Here is a 17,031-nt window from a genome sequence, read left to right as displayed (position 1 = left end):
CGCGGCTATTCGCTGAGGCGCCTGTCAGGGACTCGCACAATAAGCTCGCAAGGAAGAGAGGCAGGTGTTTTCGTGACCTTCTTTGGACGCACCCCCGCAGCAAGCCCTGAATTTACCCCTCCGGCAACCGTGCAGTCGATTGCGGTGCTCGGTGCCGGTAGCTGGGGTACCGCTTTCGCGAAGATTGCGGCTGACGCTGCCCGTGAGCGCGGCGATGACACTCGCGTGACCCTCATCGGTCGTGATGAGCAGGTGATGGCTGAGTGCGAGCGCACCCGCGAGAACGCCCGCTATTTTCCGGGAATGAAGCTGCCGGATAACATGCACTTCACGGTGGAAGCCCCCGCGGCGCTGACCGGTGCCGATATCGTGGTTCTTGCCCTGCCCGCGCAGGTTCTGCGTTCGCAGCTGCAGAGCTTCGCCCGCTATATTGAGCCGAACGCCATGCTGGTGTCTTTGGCGAAGGGCCTGGAGACCGGTACGGGTCTGCGCATGTCGCAGGTCATTACCGAGGAGCTGGAAGAGGCTATGGCTCTGCGCGGCGCTGATGTGCGCGCGATTGGCCATATTCCGCACCGCGTGTGCGTGCTGTCGGGCCCGAACCTGGCGAAGGAAATCATGGGGGAGGAGCCTACCGCCTCCGTGGTTGCGGCTCGTACTCTGCCGGTGGCTGAGGCTGTTGCTCACGCGATTGCGTGCGGTTACTTCCGCCCGTACACCAACACGGATGTGGTTGGTACCGAAATTGGCGGCCTGGTGAAGAACGTGATTGCGCTCTGCGTGGGTATCTGCGAGGGCCGCAATTATGGCGATAACTCGAAGGCGTCCATTATGACGCGCGGCCTGGCGGAGATTACCCGCCTGGCGGTGGCGTTGGGTGGCGAGGCTGCGACCATGAGCGGTCTTGCGGGCATGGGCGACTTGATTGCGACTTGCTCTTCGCCGCTGTCTCGTAACCACACGGCGGGTCGTCTGCTGGCTCAGGGTATTACCCCTGACCGCCTGCACGAGCACATGAGCCAGACCGCTGAGTCGATTAAGTCGGCGCCGGTGGTGGCTGAGTTGGCTCGCCGTCACGGCGTGGAGATGCCCATCGTGGAGGCTGTGGTGGCGGTGCTTTCGGGTCGCATTGGCATTGAGGAGCTCGCCCCGAAGCTGCTGGGCCGCCGCCTCAAGCACGAGAGCCACTAGGTTTTAAAGCTTTTCTGGTGTGCTGGCACCCCTTGATTCGGGTTGTGTGCCAGGACATACTAGAAGAAGATTGAATGTAGACATCCAAGGACGGATACCGTTGCGGAAAACCGGCGCGTGAGAAACGCATCAGTGACCGCGACGGTATTCGTGCGTTAGGATTATTGACGCATTGCCGTTCCACCTTCCGGACCTGAGGGTAGGGGAACCTTGACTAGGAGAAATATATGACCGAGAAGAAGACCGTCGCCCTGCTGTGCGGTGGCCGCTCCTCCGAGCACCCGATTTCGCTCATTACCGCTGCCGGCGTTCTGGGCGCTATTGACCGCACCGCCTACGACGTCATCACTATCGGTATTACCCGTGACGGCCGCTGGTACCTGACCGATGAGCAGCAGCTCGCCGAGCTGACCGCTGGCACTCGCGGTACCGCAGAGTTTCCCGCGGGCACCCAGCAGGTGTTCCTGCCGATGGGTGCTGGCGATTCCCGCCTGACCCTGATTGACGAGGACGGCAACGTGACCCGCACCGCGCCGGTGGATGTTGTCTTCCCGCTGTTGCACGGCCCCTTCGGCGAGGACGGCACCGTGCAGGGCCTGCTGGAAATGGCTGACCTGCACTATGTGGGTTGCGGCGTGACCGCATCCGCTGTGGGCATGGATAAGCACTTCATGAAGGTTGCCTTCGAGTCCGCTGGCCTGGAGGTCGGCCCCTACGAGGTCATCACCAACCGCCAGTGGGAGCACGAGGACCGCGAGCAGATTCTGGAGCGCGTGCTGAAGCTGGGCTTCCCCATGTTCGTGAAGCCGACCCGCGCCGGTTCCTCCTTCGGCATTACCAAGGTGGATTCGGTGGAGGAGCTCGTGCCCGCGATTGAAGAGGCACGCCGCCACGACCCGAAGATCATCATCGAGGCGGGCATCGTGGGCCGCGAAATCGAGTGCGCCGTGCTGGACGGCCACCACGGCGAGATGCCGCGCGCATCCTACCCCGGCGAGATTGAGGTTGTGGATGAGGATCATGGCTTCTACGACTTCGAGGCCAAGTACGTCTCTGAGTCCTCGGCCGTGACCGTGTGCCCGGCGAACCTGCCGCAGGATGTGCAGGATCGTCTGCGTGAGCTGGCTGTGAAGGCGTTCCTGGCACTGGACGGCGAGGGTCTGTCTCGTGCGGACTTCTTCTACACCGAGGACGGCCGCCTGGTCATCAACGAGGTGAACACCATGCCCGGCTTCACCCCGATTTCGATGTACAAGACCATGTGGGAGAACACCGGTATCTCTTACACTGATCTGATTAGCGAGCTGCTGACCCTGGCGATGGAACGCCCCCTGGGTCTGCGCTAATTCATAGGCTGGGCTAGTTCTTGAGGCTGGGCTAGTTCTTGAGACACCGCTAGTTCTATAGTTTGCGTTCAGACATTGAATGCGTAGCGGCGGGGGAGTGGCTCCCGCTATGTAGCACCTGCTGCGAGGCGCCTCGGCGCGGATTCTTGAGGGGTTCGCGCCGGGGCGTTTTTTGCGCGCTGGGGCAAGTTAGTACCTTTGTGGGAGGGGTAATTGGTACGTATTCAGCTCTAAGTGTTGATGAGAATCGCTCGTTTTTCACTCATGAGAAAAATCACTTGCTTTGACTCCGAGGGCACTCGAAGCGCGGGATGGGTGTTCTAAAACGACCTTGATAAGGTAAAACATAATTCTGCCCACAAGTGCATAAAGTGATGCTTCTAAATCATGAAACGATTCGTTAGGTGGTCGTTGCACATCTTGAAGCTCAAAGATTGGTATGAAAGCGCTAAAATGAGTAATGAAGAAAAAGCCGATTCGGTAGAATAGATGAAGGTATATCCAATCTGCCCTAGCGATTGGGTATCTATTCACTCACAACGTATCAGAAAGTCAAGGACAACCTTTGGGAAAACGAAACCGTAAGGTGGTCTCTGCGAGTCTGGCGACAGCACTGGTTGCTTCCGGAAGCCCCTACGTAGCCTCATTTGCTCAAGATGTGCAGGAGGCAGCGTCTCAGGTTCCGCCCAACCCTGTCGGCACCGCAAGCCAAACCCTGGACCCCACCGCTAACGCGGCATCTTCCTCTCAGGCGGCAGTACCCACGCTCGCAACCGTGAGCGCATGGCCCACCGCTCAGGGGGACAATAAGACTGACAAAGCGCAGGCAGAGCCCACCGCTCAGCCTAGCGCTTCTTCGAGCGCTCAGCCCACCGCTAGTGCTGAGCCTTCCGCAAGTGCTGCACCCACTCAGGACGCTACGCCCAGCCCGGACGCGACGCCTACTCCGAACGCTACCGCGCAGCCCACTGCTGAGCCTTCTGCAACCCCGAGTGCTACCGCTACGGCGAGTCCTAGCGTAGAGCCTTCCAAGGATGCGACCGCTGAGCCGACTGCAGCACCCACCGCTACTCCCACGGTTGAACCGACTGTCGAGCCCACCGTAGCTCCCACTGCGGAGCCTAGCGTTGCGCCTACTGCAGAGCCGACCCCTGAGCCCACTCAGGACCCGACTCCTGAGCCTACGGTAGAGCCCACCCCGGAACCTACTCCCGAGCCGACTAAGGATGTAACCCCCGAACCGACTCCGGAGCCCACTCCCGAGCCGACGAAGGACGTAACTCCCGAACCGACTCCGGAGCCTACTCAGGACCCGACTCCCGAGCCCACCCCTGAACCGACCCAGGATCCCACTCCGGAACCTAACCCGGAGCCCACTCCTGAGCCGACGAAGGATGTAACTCCCGAACCGAACCCGGAGCCTACTCAGGATCCCGTCCCGGTTCCCGAGCCGACGAAGGATGTAACTCCCGAACCGACCCAGGAGCCCTCTCAGGTTCCGGTCGTTCCGGCCCCGGTTCAGGATCCGACTAACGAGCCGACCAAGGACGCGGTCATCCCCGTGATTCCGGTAGCTCCCGTAGCTCCGGTAGAGGATAACAAGGGCAGCTCGGACTCCAAGTCGGTTACCCCGATTGAGACCGAACCTGTTGCTCCGATTCCTCCGGCGAACAACCCGGTGACCGTCCCTGGAAACCGTCAGGAAGTCTCTGGGGAAGATGTCATCATCTCCATTGAGCTTCCGCGACCGGGCAACTCCTCTGAATCCTCAAGTTCCTCTTCGGGATCTTCGAGCTCTTCACCGAGCAAGGCACCGAGCGGCAGGCTTGATGGCGAGGATGACGATCCGTTGCGTTCTGGCGGTACCACCCTCGGACGAATCGCAGCTAATAACGGCTCGAATGACTCCATTCCGGGTGCGGCTGACTGGGTTGCTGGATACCTCTCGCGCAATAAGACCGACGAGGACCACTCCCACGAGGCAAGCCCCTCGAGCTCCTCAAGCTCGGTATCGGCTTCGAAGTCGCCTAGCTCCTCCTCCACCTCGGCTAGCGCCAGCCGCTCCGCAAAGAGCGTGGCAAAGGCTGACGGCGCGAACGCCGCCCAGGAGCAGGCCGTGAAGAATGCGGACGCGGACGATTCCGGACTTTCCGGTATCGCACCGCTGATCCTCTTCTCGCTCATCGGTCTGGTGCTGATTGCTCTGGCAATCCGCTACTTCAGCCGCGGAGCCTAAGGCGAACATAACGCGTGGAATACGCGATAATAGAGGATGTGAATCCTCAGACTTTTAGCGAAACGCGGGACAACCCCATGCGAGAGACACCTCTCTCAAAGCTGGGCGAGTCCCGCGTTCTGCGCGCTTTCATGCCGATTATCAACGCCCACAACGAGCAGGTTGCCGCTGCGGCACGCCAGGCGGGGCATATCGAACCCCTGGAGGTGGGTCCCGGTGACGACTGCGCCGTCCTCGCCGCGCCCGCGCCCGGTCAGCGTACCGTGGTCACCACCGACACCCTCGTTGAGGACCAGGACTTCATGAACCTGTGGCCCGGCGGTATTGCCCAGGTGACTGAGGGTGGTGAGTTCATTCTGGAGCCCGCCCGTAGCAGTGGCTACGATGTGGGGCGCAAAGCCGCGACCCAGAACCTTGCCGACGTTGCCGCCATGGGTGCGCGCCCGGCAAGCCTCTTCATCTCCCTGAGTCTGCCCGGCAGCACTCCTTACGGCTGGATTGACGGCTTCGCCCACGGCATTGTGGACGGAATCAACGCTTGCGGAGCCACCGAATGTGTGATTGGCGGCGGCGATATTGGCGACTCCACCGAAATGTCGGTGACCGTCACCGCCCTCGGCTACACTGATCGCGCCGTGCTGCGCTCCGGTGCGCGCCCCGGCGACACCATCGCCCTGGCGGGTCGTACCGCCTGGTCTGATGCCGGTCTGCGCCTGTTGCTCAACCCGCTCTCCCTGCCCGCCACGGCGCTGTTGCGTGCCATTGCCGCAGGTCAGGATGTAGAAGTAGCTCTGGACGCGGTGGCTCAGGCGTGGGCTAAGAAACAGGCTGAAAAGCATCCCGAAAAGCAGGGGCAGGAGCAGAGCGAAGGCTCGGCTGTTGCTCTTCCCGAAGGTCTTATCGAGCTCGCCCGCACCCTCAGCCCCGAAGACGCTGCGCACATGCTCGCGGTCTGCGAGCGCGCCGTCGACTCGCAGCACCACCCGGTCAGCCCCATCCCCGCCGGTGAAGTGGCACGCCAGCATAGGGCGAGCTCCATGTTGGATCTCTCCGACGGACTCGTGAAGGACGCCGGGCGAGTTGCCGCCGCCTCCGGGGTGCAGATGCGCCTCGACCGCGCCGCCGTGGATGCGTTCGCCGAACCGTTGCTGCCCCTGGCGCGCCTGTTGCTGGCGATTGGTGAGCGCAATGAGGCGGGGGAGAGCCCCGCATCCCTGGCGCGTACCTTCGTGCTGGTCGGCGGAGAAGACCACGGCCTGCTGGCGACCTTCCCCGGTGAGGTGCCCGAAGAGTTCGTGCCCCTGGGAACCTGCGTGGCGGACGCCCCGGAGCGCGGCCTGAGCGCTGAGCTTTACGGTGCCGAGCGACGCCACAATGCGGTGACCGGCGCCGCGGTGGTGATGGACGGCCGCTCCCTGGACGGTATGGGCTGGGAGCACTACGGGGCTTCCGCGTAGAAGCCTAATCGGATGCCGCGGGGTGTTTTAGCCGGCATTTTCAGCTAGCGGGATAGATGTCGGACAATACCGTACATTTAACCGAAATTAACTAGAATAGAAGTACGAAATACATTGGGCTGGCTCGAGGCGCGGGTTGAGAACCGCACCGAGAGTGCCGCGAGAACTGCACGAAGCTAGAGCGAGGAGGGTAGCGTGAACGCAGAACAGAACCAGCGCACCGAAGAGCGCGAGATTTACCGCCGCGCCTGCGTGCGCGCCTACCGCTTCGGCGTAGCGTGGTCCACCGCCGCCCGCACCACCATCGAACGCTACCGCGAGGCGCTCAACGAGCTCAACGGGTTCCCCGTGCCCGATAAGGACACCGGCTCCAATATTGCCCACACCCTGCTGACCCTGACCGAGGAATTTGAGCGGGGCATGGAGCAGGTTCTGCCCAACGGAGATCTACCCAACGGGGAAAAATCGTACGCGCCGGAAGCAGAGCCGGCGGAAAGCCCCGAGGAAGAATCCCTCGCTCACCTGTGGGTTCAGCTCGGCGATATTTACGAGCACGCGATTATGCGCGCGTCCCGCGTGGCGCGCGGCAACTCCGGTACCTTGCTTTGTGCCTGGGCGCTGGAGGCGGTGCGCAGCTACTGGTTCCTGCCCGGCAACCTCGCCCAGGAGCTTGGTGAGGCAGCCGATGAGCTGCCGCTCGTGCGCGCCCTGGAGGCAGACTACGAAGCTGTGATTGCTGGCGGCTCCCTGCCTAAGCATCGTGAAGTGAAGCTGGAGTACGCCCATGCGGAGGCGCGCGCGATGGCGTTTGCGGCTGAGCGTATTCGTGCCAGTGTGGGGGAGCAGATGGTGCCCTCCACGATGCTGTCGGTCATGGTGGAGCTCGCCCGCCTGGACGCTCATTACGATGCATCGCAGGACGCAGAAGTTGCCGATGAGGCACTGAAAGAGCGTCGACGTGCGCTGATGCTTGCCGCACTGGAACGTACCGCACAGTTCCCGCCCTCGCCCGAGCTTGCCGGTTTCGTTGATGCCGGTGCGCTCGGCTTCTACCTTGCCGTGGTGCACTCCAACCCGCGCTGGGAAGGTGCAACCCTGAGCGAGGCGCAGGTGGAGTCCATGCTACGCGCGCCCTCTGCAGCTGGTTCTGTCGCGCGGGCGGCTTCTGCGGCAGGTTCTGAACCTGCCGAGCACGCAGAAAGTGAGGGGGAGAACGGCTGGGAGCTCATGGGTACCTTGACCTGCGAGCCTCTCGCCCTGGCGCAGCTGCGCCCCGAACTTGAAGCTATGGGCGACAGCCTGCTCATTACGCCCCTGGACATGGCGGCTGGACTCTGGGCGTTGCACGTGCACGTGCCCGAGATTGACCCCGCCCGTGAACTGATTATGGGCTACGGCCAGTGGGCCGACGAGCGTATTTCCTCCCTGGCGGATGGTCACCACGCCGACCATGCGTGCGGTGCGGAGGGTGGCGCATGAGCCCCGCCCGACGTTCCGTAAACCCGCAACAGGAAGCCCTGGACTTGGGGCTTCCCGAGCCTGCACCCGCTAAAGCTGTCCCGGTCAAAGCTGCACCGGCAAAGACTAAGCCTGCTAAGGCTGCGGCAGGGCAGTCTGAGGTAGCGCAGCGCGAACCCGTAGCCTCAACGACTGTGGAGCCTACCCGCGCCGCCTCTGTGACCCGTACTGAGCCTGTGACCCGAGCTCAGCGAGCGACAAAGGGCGCGCCGCTACTGAGCGATGAGCAGCTCCGCACCACCGCCGAGCTGACCGTGCGCGATCTTGCCGCCTACGCCCGAGGCGAGGTGAGCCGCGCAGAACTGAGCGAACGCGCGGCACAGCGCGCCAGCGCACCCTACCGTAAGGCACTCAAGACCCTCAAGCATTCGCTGGGCCCCGCCGCGCACACCATGACCGACGACGCTCTCTACGAGCTGGTCGATATTGCGTTGGCGGCACGACAGGCGGCTCAGCCGGACGTAAAACAGTCGGGTGCACATCAGCCAAAGGAACCGGTTCAGAAGAATCCTGTGCAGAAGGCACCCGCGCAGAAGAAACCTGCCCAGAAAGAACCAGCTCAGATTGAACCGAGCCCGCAGGAGAATGAAACTCCTGTTCGGGCTACTTCGGCTCGCCCGCAGAAGGTAGCGAAGGTGCGCGAAGAGGGCGAGCAGAAGCCTGCGCAGAAGATGCCTGATGCACAGAAGAGCGTGCCCGAGGTAGAAGCTGAAAAGCCCGCGACCCAAAAGGTAACAGCGAAGAAGGTGGCTCCCGTTAAGAAAGCAGCCGCCGCTCAATCTGCTACCGCAAAGAAGACTCCGGCAAAGCTGAAGACCGCTGCGCAGAAGAGCCCTGCCCCTGCTAAGAAGGCGCCCGCCCAGAAGACTTCCGCGAAGAAGGCCGCTACTAAGAAAGCTGCGGCTGAGAAGCCCGCTGTAGCCTCCGCATCTGCCGCCGCGGAGGCTAAGAGCCGTGCCCTGGCGCGCTATGCCTCCGAAGACCGCATCGAAAACGCGCCGCTCAAAAAGTACCTGCCCGCACCCAGCGCCAAAGCAATCGCCACGCACCTGGGCCTGGAGACCGTCGGGGAGATGCTCGAGTACTTCCCGCGCAAGTACCTGCCGCGCGGCGAACTCAGCTCCTTCGCCGAACTCGTCGAAGGCCAGGACGTCACTATCATTGCCCGCGTGGTGCACGTGAGCACCCGAACCATGGCGGCACGCCGCGGCAAAATCACGGAAGTGACCATCACCGACCGGCTCTCCGACGCAACCGGGCAGGACGCGCCCGCAGGCTTCGGCGCGGCTAGTTACGGTGCTACTGGTTACGGGACTGGCGGCCCCGTCTCCGTGGTGCCAGGGCGCGCTAACCGCCCCGGTTCCTCCGCTGCGCCCGCGCAGAATTGGCAAGCAACCGGGATGCACAACCCGCGCATCAACGCGCTCGCTAACGCCACTCAGAACCCCGCCGCGCAGATTCCCACCCAGGGCAGGGGAGCCCAGCCCGCCTCCTATAGCGGCTACGCAGACAGCTACGGCCAGGATTCGTTCGGCCAAGATAGCTTCGCACAGGATAGCTTCGTGCAGGGAGGCCTCTTTGGCGTGCCCGCACCCAGCCCGAGCACGACCCCCGGTGCGCTCATCGGCTCGCAGATGAAGCTGTCCTTCTTCAACGCCTGGACCGCCGCCCGCGAAATCCACGAGGGCGAAACCATGATGTTCTCCGGCAGGGTCGGCATCTACCGCGGCGAATACACCCTCACCAACCCGCACTACGCCCTGCTCTCGAAGGACGCCTCCGGCGCGGACGTCACCGACGCCGCCCCCGCCCCCGTGCCCGTCTACCGTGCCCCCGTGAAACTGCCCACCGACCGCATTAGCGGTTACATGGCGCAGCTGCTCGAAAAGGTTCCGCTCAAAGAGCTCGAAGACCCGGTGCCGTACACGATTCGTCGCGCCCGCAAGGTGCCGTCGCTGGAGTGGACGTACCGCGCCCTGCACACCCCCGACTCTGAGGACACGTGGCGTGCCGCGCAGGCGCAGATGCGTTACCGCGAGGCGTTCGTGCTGCAGAGCGCGCTCGCCCGCCTGCGCTCGGTGCGTGCCGCGCACCTGACTCAGCCGCGCCCCGCCGTGGAGGGCGGCCTCGCCGATCAGCTGCTTCAGGTTCTGCCCTACGAGCTAACCGAGGGGCAGCAGAAGGTGGGTGCTGAGATTGGCGCGGATCTGTCGAGTGAATCGCCCATGAACCGCCTGCTGCAGGGTGATGTGGGTTCCGGTAAGACCGTGGTGGCTCTGCGCGCGATGCTGCAGGTTGCCGATGCGGGCGGCCAGTCCGCGATGCTCGCCCCGACCGAGGTGCTTGCCGAGCAGCATTTGCGTTCGGTGCTGGACATCCTGGGGGATATGGCTGCGCCCGAAGATACTGATGCTGACGGCTCGACTGGCGGCAGGGAAGCCCCCGGCCGCGTGCGCGTGCGCTTGCTGACCGCCTCCATGGGTACCCGCGCTAAGCGCAAGGTACTGCAGGAGCTCGCCGACGGCACCGCCCAGATTGTGATTGGCACGCACGCCCTGCTCTCCGATGAGGTGCGCTTCCACGACCTGGGCCTGGTCGTCGTGGATGAGCAGCACCGCTTCGGCGTGGAACAGCGCGACGGCCTGCGCGGCACTGACGGTGCCCTGCCGCACCGCCTGGTCATGACCGCAACGCCCATTCCGCGTACCGTCGCCATGACCGTGTTTGGCGACCTGGACGTGTCCGTGCTCGACACCCTGCCCGCCGGCCGACAGAAAATTTCGACCCACGTGGTGCCCCTCGCCGAGAAGCCTGCCTGGGCGTCCCGCCTGTGGAGGCGCGCCCGCGAAGAAATCGACGCGGGCCACCAGGTGTATGTTGTCGTACCCAAAATCGGGGAGGACGGCGACGGCCTGGAGGAAGGCGCCGCGTTCTTTGGCGCATCCAGCCTCAACGGTGCAGGCGCGGGCAGTACTGCGCAGGGCTATTTCGGTCAGGGCGGTAGCGCCAGCAGCGACGGCAAGGTGCAGCTGACCTCGGTCGCCTCCATGTACTCCTACCTGAGCGCAGAGGACGCCCTCGTCGGCGTGCGTATCGGCACACTGCACGGCCGCATGGACCCGGCGGAGAAGACCGCCGTCATGACCGCTTTTGAGCGCGGCGAAATTGACCTGCTCATCAGCACCACCGTCATTGAGGTGGGCGTGAACGTCCCGAACGCCACGCTCATGATCATCATGGACGCCGACCGCTTCGGCATCTCTGGCCTGCACCAGCTGCGCGGTCGTGTGGGCCGTGGCGGCTACGCGGGCACCTGCCTGCTCGTCACCCGCCAGGAGGAGGGCGGCGTGTCCCGCGAGCGTCTGGACGCGGTCGCCTCCACCACGGACGGCTTTGAGCTCTCCCGCATCGACCTGGCGCAACGCCGCGAGGGTGATATTCTGGGTGCTGCACAATCGGGTTCGAAGAGCACCCTGCGGTTCTTGCGGGCGCTCGCCGATGCCGACATTATTGAGCGTGCCCGCGAGGATGCCCGCTCGGTGGTGGAGAAGGACCCGACGCTGGCTAAGCATCCGTCTCTGGCGCGTACGATTGACCGTGCTCTGGATGCTGACCGTGAAGCGTTCCTCGGCAGGGGATAGGCGCCTAACGGGGGAGAACGCCCGCCCCTGCCACCACCCGCTGAAACCTCCGTCCACTAAAACCCTGACTTCAACACACCGCACTAGCTAAGAGGAGAGACCTATGAGCCGTATTATTTCCGGTGCCGCCGGAGGCGTTCGCCTTGCCTCGGTTCCGGGGGATAATACTCGCCCCACCACCGACCGGGTGAAGGAATCCCTCTTCTCCAAGCTGGAGAGCTACGACATTATTCGTGACGCCCGCGTGCTGGATGCTTTTGGCGGCTCGGGCGCGCTCGGTTGCGAGGCGCTCTCGCGCGGTGCCGCCTCCGTGACCCTGCTGGACACCTACCCGAAGGCTGTTGCGGTGATTCGTAAGAACGTTGCCGCGGTGGAGAAGGCAATGGGCCGCACCGGCTCTAGCTCTACGCGTGTGCAGCAGTCGCAGGCGCTGACCTACGTGAAGTCCGCCTCCGGCCCGTGGGACCTGGTGTTTGTTGACCCGCCCTACGCCATGCCGAACGAGCAGGTCAGTGAGCTGCTGGAGGCGCTGACCCCCAAGCTTGCCGAGGGCGCCGTAGTCGTGGTGGAGCGTTCTTCGCGCGACCCCGAGCCGGTGTGGGGCGAGGGGCTGTACTGTTTTTCGACCCGCCAGCACGGCGAGACGGTGCTCTACTATGTGGAGCCTGACGAGGTGGAGGAACAGGCGGGCGACGAGTCCGGCGAGGACGCTGAAGAGCTCGCCGCCTAATCGCACTGCCTCATTTCGCAGTCTAAGCCCGCGCTCGCGCATCCCCCGCGAGCTCAACCCCTCTAACCCACCCGCCCCTAGCCATTCCAACCTCTGATTTTTATTCGTGAAGGGACCGCCATGATTGCCCTCTGCCCCGGATCTTTTGACCCCGTGCACCACGGCCACCTGGAGATTATTGCCCGCGCCGCCCAGCTCTTTGACGAGGTGATTGTGGGCGTGGCGCACAATAGCGCCAAGAAGTACCGTTTCTCCCTGGAGGAACGCGTGCAGCTCGTGGAGGAATCTCTGCGCGAGCTCGGCATTGAGGGCGTGAGTGTGGAGCCAATTCCGCCGGGCGTGCTACTTGCCGAGTACGCGGCGGAGCGTGGCGCGAAGGTGCTGGTGAAGGGCCTGCGTTCGGCGACGGACTACAGCTACGAGGCGCCGATGGCGAGCATGAACCGCCACCTGGCGCAGGTTGAGACGGTATTCTTGGCGGGTGAGGACCGCTACGGTGCGGTGTCGTCCACGATTATTCGTGAGGTTGCGTCGCTGGGTGGTGACGTGACTCCCTTCGTGCCGGAGGCGGTTGCCCGCGCCCTGAAGAACGCCTAGTTAAGCCGGGTCTTGGGGTATTAACGGGTCCGCCTGTCCGGTGCACCCGCGCCACCGACCGGGAGCTTAACTACCTCTGCACCATCCCCGACCGGCCGGTTAAGTGCCGCACGGCGCCTCCTTAAGGGGATATTTAAGAGGTGAGCGCCACTTAACGAGATTTAAATGGTGCTTAATCTTGATTAACGGTGCGAATGACCCCTAAAATGGGACTTTGGTTTATACATTTCGTAAGGAGAAACGCCATTTCACGTGCAGACGCATCGCCGCTGGTGGTATCGGTCACTAACCTGATTCACCGCCCCGGCACCATGGAAACTCTCACTGAGGTTCTGCCCGCACCGGCAGACCTGGGTAACACGCTCATCGGCGTGGAAGAGGGTTCGGATATTGACCTCGATATTCGTATGGAGTCTGTTGTTGATGGTATCCTAGTTACCGGCTCCGTCGTTGTGGATGTACACGGCGAGTGTAGCCTCTGCTTGGATCCGATTGATTACGAGATGTCGGCCAATATTCAAGAGCTTTTCGTCTTTGAGAAGGCCCCGGCTGGCGGCCCCGAAGATGAAGTAGATGAGCAGTACGCCGTTGAGGATGATTCGATCGACCTTGAACCGGCTCTGCGGGACGCAGTAATCCTTCAACTGCCGTTCCAGCCTGTTTGTAGGGACACCTGCCAGGGTCTGTGCGCCGATTGCGGTGCGCGCCTGGAGGATGACCCCGGGCATCATCACGAGGTGTTGGATCCGCGCTGGTCGGCCCTGCAGGGCCTGCTCGGTGCAGATACCGAAAACTAAATTGTTGTTACTAGAGATTGTGAGATAGCTGTGGCTGTTCCCAAGCGCAAGATGTCCCGCGCTAACACCCGCGCACGCCGTTCCCAGTGGAAGGCATCCGTGCCCCAGCTGGTTAAGACCGTTGAGAACGGTCGCGTGACCTACAGCCTGCCCCACCAGGCAAAGGTTGTAACCGACGCTGCAGGCAACGCCCTGTTCCTGGAGTACAAGGGCCGTAAGGTTGCAGACGCCTAAGAAGCGGTGAATCCTTATGTTTGAATTTCCTAGTGTTGATACTAGGGAGTTGCGTAAACGTCTCGGGGTCGATATCGACGCCGAGACGTTTTTGCTATCCCTAACCCACCGCTCCTACGCCTTCGAGAACCCCGGGGTGGAACATAACGAGCGCCTGGAGTTCCTGGGCGATTCGGTGCTTTCCCTGGCGATTGCTGAAGAAGTGTACCGACGCTACCCCGAGCTGCCCGAGGGTGAGCTCGTGAAGCTGCACCACGTGGTGGTGTCGACTGTGGCGTTGGCGAAGGTGGCACGCGACCTGGATCTGGGCAAGTACATCCTGCTCGGTAAGGGCGAGATTCACACCGGCGGCGCCGATAAGGACTCGATCCTTGCCGACACCATGGAAGCGATTTTTGGCCTGACCTACCTGGAGTGCGGTCGCGAGGCGGCTCGTGACCTGGTGCTGCGCCTGATTGCGCCGCTGCTCGACGATGAGAAGGTCCTGAACTCTGGACGCGACTGGAAGACTGAGCTGCTGAACCTCGCCACCGCCCGCGGCTGGGGAGACGTGCGCTATGAGGTCACCGGCGAGGGCCCCGATCACGCGCGCGTGTACACTGCGGTCGCTATTGTGGCGAACCAGCAGGCCGGCACCGGTGTGGGTCCGAGCAAGAAGGAGGCGGAGCGCCTTGCCGCTGAGCAGGCGTACCGCGTTCTGGTTTAGGCTCATTCAAGCATCCTGCAGGCCTGTTAGCTCTGCGGGTTCTTGATTCTGCAGCCTCGCTGATTGGAGGGAATCATGCCCGAACTGCCCGAGGTGGAAACCGTTCGCGTGGGCATTGCCGACCATTCGTTGGGTCGGCCCGTGCGGGCGGTGCGCGTGGTCGATGCCCGTTCGCTGCGCAGGCACCTGCCTGGTCCCGCCCACTTTGAGGCGGCACTCACCGGCAGGGCGCTGCGCGGTGCCTACCGCCGCGGCAAGTACCTGTGGCTGACCCTGAGCGAGGCGGACGGCACGCTTGCCGACGAGGCGCTCGTGGTGCATCTGGGCATGAGCGGTCAGCTGCTCGTGCGCGATGAGCCGGGCGGCGACTCGGGCAGTGATTCTGTCAATGAATCGGATGGTGACTCGGGCAGTGAGTCGGAGGCTCGCGCGGCCTTTGATGAGCAGCCGCGGCACCTGCGCGTGGCGCTGGAACTAGGACCGGCGGGAGCTTCCGGCACCGCTGGAGCTGCCGGTGACACGGGAACTACCGGCGGCGAGGCGAGCGCTGGGCAGCGGTTGCTCTTCGTAGACCAGCGCATTTTCGGCGGCATGTTCCTCAGCCCGCTCGTGCCGGACGTACCCGCGGCGGTTGCAAGGAATGAAGTAGCGCCGGGTGAAGTACCCGAGCGTTTTCTAGTACCGGAAGCGGTCAAACACATTGCCCGCGACCCGCTGGACGAATTCTTCGACCCCGCGGCGGTGCGCCGCAAGTTTCTGCGCACCTCCAGCGGCATTAAGAAGGTGTTGCTGGATCAATCGGTAATCTCCGGCGTGGGTAATATTTACGCTGACGAGGCGCTATGGCGTGCGCGGCTGCACTACGCGAAGCCCGCACGCACCCTGAGCGCCGCGCAGACCCGCGACCTGCTGGAGGCGGTCACGGACGTGCTGCGCGAGTCCCTGGCGGCTGGCGGCACGAGCTTCGACGCCCTGTACGTGAACGTGCTGGGCGAATCGGGCTACTTTGAGCGCTCGCTGAACGCTTACGGGCGTGCCGGGGAGCCCTGCCACCGGTGCGCGGAGGCGGGTCGCACCTCCCTGATCGTGCGCGAACCGTTCCAGAACCGCTCCTCCTACCGCTGCCCGCACTGCCAGCGGGCGCCGCGTACTCGGTAGATAAAAGCGCACGCTAGATAAAGGCTCCATAAAGCATCACGCTAGATACGCAAATGACGGCGTAGCTACGTTCCTCTCGTACGGGGGATGTAGCTACGCCGTCATTTGTTTAAAACTGGGTTGGGAAAGGGCTGGGGAGCCAACCCGAAAAGAAGCAGCTAGCGGCTGTACCTATCGCTTGTACCTGTCCCCGTAGAACAGGCCCAGGCGCTCGTAGCCTTCCTCAATCGACACGGAGGGCTCCCACTGCAACAGCTCGCGGGTGCGGCGCTGATCGAACCAGTGCGCGGTCGACAGCTGCTCGGCAAGGAACTCCGTCATGGGTGGCTCGTCACCGGCGGTGACGTTCTTCGGCAGACGTTCCCACACGCGCTCAATGACCTTACCCGCCAGAGCCGCAACCTTCGCCGGAACCGAGAAACGCGGGGCGGGAACGCCGACCGCCTCGCAGAAACCGCCGAGCAGCTCGGCGATAGTGCGCGGCTGACCGTTCGTCACCACCAGCGCCCGACCCGCAAAAGCGTCGAGGCGCTGATATCCGCGCACCACGGCGTCGGCGGCGTTATCAATGTAGAGCGTGTCAATCAGGCCCGTACCGCCAGAAAGCAGCGGCAGACGACCCGCAGCGGAACGCTCCAGAATACGCTCGACCAGCTGGGTATCGCCAGGACCCCACATCAGGTGAGGGCGCAACGCACCCACACGCAAAACCCCGCCGCCGGGCAGGGGAGTGCCGTTCGCCTCCAGGGCAAGGAGCTCAGCGGCGGCCTTTGAACGCGCATAGTTACCGCGCGCATGCTCCGGGGACGCCACGCCGGCACCGTCACCCACAATCGCCGCGCCGGCATGAGCCACCGACGGCGACGAAATGTACAGGAACGAACCCACCGAATGGTTCAGCGCCGCCTGCAACAGGGTGCGGGTGCCCTCAATGTTGATGCGCTCATAATCAGCCCACTCGCCGCTGACCGAAACCTTCGCCGCAGCATGCACCACACCGTTCACACCGGTCATCGCAAGATCCACAGCCTGCGCGTTCGTAATATCGCCGCGCACCTGCTCAAAACGCGGGCGCACCGAATCGGGCAGAAGCGCCGCGATGCCCGAGTCGCCACGCTGAAAAACGCGCACATCATAACCGGCACGCAGCAACGCCAGCACGCTCTCACGACCCAGCAGACCGCTCGCACCGGTAAAGAGGATGCGCTCGCCAATACGCGGCGCGAAATCCGGCTCCTCAACCGGGCGTAGCGAACGCGGGGCGGGGTCGGTGTAGCGTGCCGCCAAAGGCTGCGCTGGCTTGCGGAACCGCGCCGTCGGGGAAGTCACTGCATATGCAGTCGACAGGCGGGACGCAGACAAACGGTGTGCAGACTCACGCGAAGAATGAGGGGACATCATACTCCTTAGACTTAGAGAT

At 63.3% G+C, this 17,031-nt stretch carries 13 protein-coding genes; 12 read left to right on the top strand and 1 reads right to left on the bottom strand.

The genetic code is table 11. From position 1 onward, the window contains the following. The first annotated feature begins 72 nt into the window (after positions 1-72). The 12 genes from RWL87_RS06510 to mutM all read left to right on the top strand — a co-directional run bounded on the left by RWL87_RS06510 (position 73) and on the right by mutM (position 15,611). The gene (locus tag RWL87_RS06510; RefSeq protein WP_313969308.1) at positions 73-1,191 is read left to right on the top strand and encodes an NAD(P)H-dependent glycerol-3-phosphate dehydrogenase; all 1,119 of its coding nucleotides are present in this window, start codon (positions 73-75) and stop codon (positions 1,189-1,191) included. A gap of 227 nt (positions 1,192-1,418) precedes the next feature. Beyond that, positions 1,419-2,537, top strand: coding sequence for a D-alanine--D-alanine ligase family protein (locus RWL87_RS06505; RefSeq protein ID WP_313969307.1), 1,119 nt, complete (start codon positions 1,419-1,421; stop codon positions 2,535-2,537). Between the two features lie 565 nt (positions 2,538-3,102). After that, positions 3,103-4,773: a hypothetical protein gene (locus RWL87_RS06500; protein ID WP_313969306.1), complete on the top strand. Its 1,671-nt coding sequence runs from the start codon at positions 3,103-3,105 to the stop codon at positions 4,771-4,773. 77 nt (positions 4,774-4,850) lie between these two features. After that, a complete protein-coding gene (locus RWL87_RS06495; protein WP_313969305.1) occupies positions 4,851-6,230 on the top strand; it encodes an AIR synthase related protein in 1,380 nt (459 codons plus the stop codon). A 195-nt stretch (positions 6,231-6,425) separates the two neighbouring features. Continuing rightward, on the top strand, positions 6,426-7,709 hold the full coding sequence (locus RWL87_RS06490) for a Dak phosphatase (RefSeq protein ID WP_313969304.1): 1,284 nt from the start codon (positions 6,426-6,428) through the stop codon (positions 7,707-7,709). Then, entirely contained in the window at positions 7,706-11,389 is a 3,684-nt protein-coding gene (locus tag RWL87_RS06485) for a helicase-related protein (RefSeq protein ID WP_313969303.1), read from the top strand. Before RWL87_RS06490 ends, RWL87_RS06485 begins: the two co-directional genes overlap by 4 nt. Before the next feature lie 103 nt (positions 11,390-11,492). Further along, positions 11,493-12,119 carry a 16S rRNA (guanine(966)-N(2))-methyltransferase RsmD gene (gene rsmD / locus RWL87_RS06480; RefSeq protein WP_313969302.1) on the top strand — a complete coding sequence of 209 codons (627 nt, stop codon included), beginning with the start codon at positions 11,493-11,495 and terminating at the stop codon, positions 12,117-12,119. Positions 12,120-12,239: 120 nt separating this feature from the next. Beyond that, positions 12,240-12,716 carry a pantetheine-phosphate adenylyltransferase gene (coaD, locus tag RWL87_RS06475; RefSeq protein ID WP_313969301.1) on the top strand — a complete coding sequence of 159 codons (477 nt, stop codon included), beginning with the start codon at positions 12,240-12,242 and terminating at the stop codon, positions 12,714-12,716. A 188-nt stretch (positions 12,717-12,904) separates the two neighbouring features. Then, a complete protein-coding gene (locus RWL87_RS06470) occupies positions 12,905-13,513 on the top strand; it encodes a DUF177 domain-containing protein (RefSeq protein ID WP_012903341.1) in 609 nt (202 codons plus the stop codon). A gap of 30 nt (positions 13,514-13,543) precedes the next feature. Further along, positions 13,544-13,747: a 50S ribosomal protein L32 gene (rpmF, locus tag RWL87_RS06465; protein WP_005505656.1), complete on the top strand. Its 204-nt coding sequence runs from the start codon at positions 13,544-13,546 to the stop codon at positions 13,745-13,747. A 16-nt stretch (positions 13,748-13,763) separates the two neighbouring features. Next, on the top strand, positions 13,764-14,453 hold the full coding sequence (gene rnc, locus RWL87_RS06460; protein WP_313969300.1) for a ribonuclease III: 690 nt from the start codon (positions 13,764-13,766) through the stop codon (positions 14,451-14,453). Between the two features lie 75 nt (positions 14,454-14,528). Beyond that, positions 14,529-15,611, top strand: a complete 1,083-nt coding sequence (gene mutM / locus RWL87_RS06455; RefSeq protein WP_313969299.1) for a bifunctional DNA-formamidopyrimidine glycosylase/DNA-(apurinic or apyrimidinic site) lyase — start codon at positions 14,529-14,531, stop codon at positions 15,609-15,611. Between the two features lie 171 nt (positions 15,612-15,782). On the opposite strand, the gene RWL87_RS06450 is transcribed toward mutM, so the two are convergent. Continuing rightward, the gene (locus tag RWL87_RS06450) at positions 15,783-17,012 is read right to left on the bottom strand and encodes an NAD-dependent epimerase/dehydratase family protein (protein WP_399534337.1); all 1,230 of its coding nucleotides are present in this window, start codon (positions 17,010-17,012) and stop codon (positions 15,783-15,785) included. Between the last annotated feature and the right edge of the window lie 19 nt (positions 17,013-17,031).

This window comes from uncultured Rothia sp. (genome assembly GCF_963555405.1).
Classification (GTDB): Bacteria; Actinomycetota; Actinomycetes; order Actinomycetales; family Micrococcaceae; genus Rothia.
This window is presented reverse-complemented; position numbering and strand designations above follow the sequence as displayed.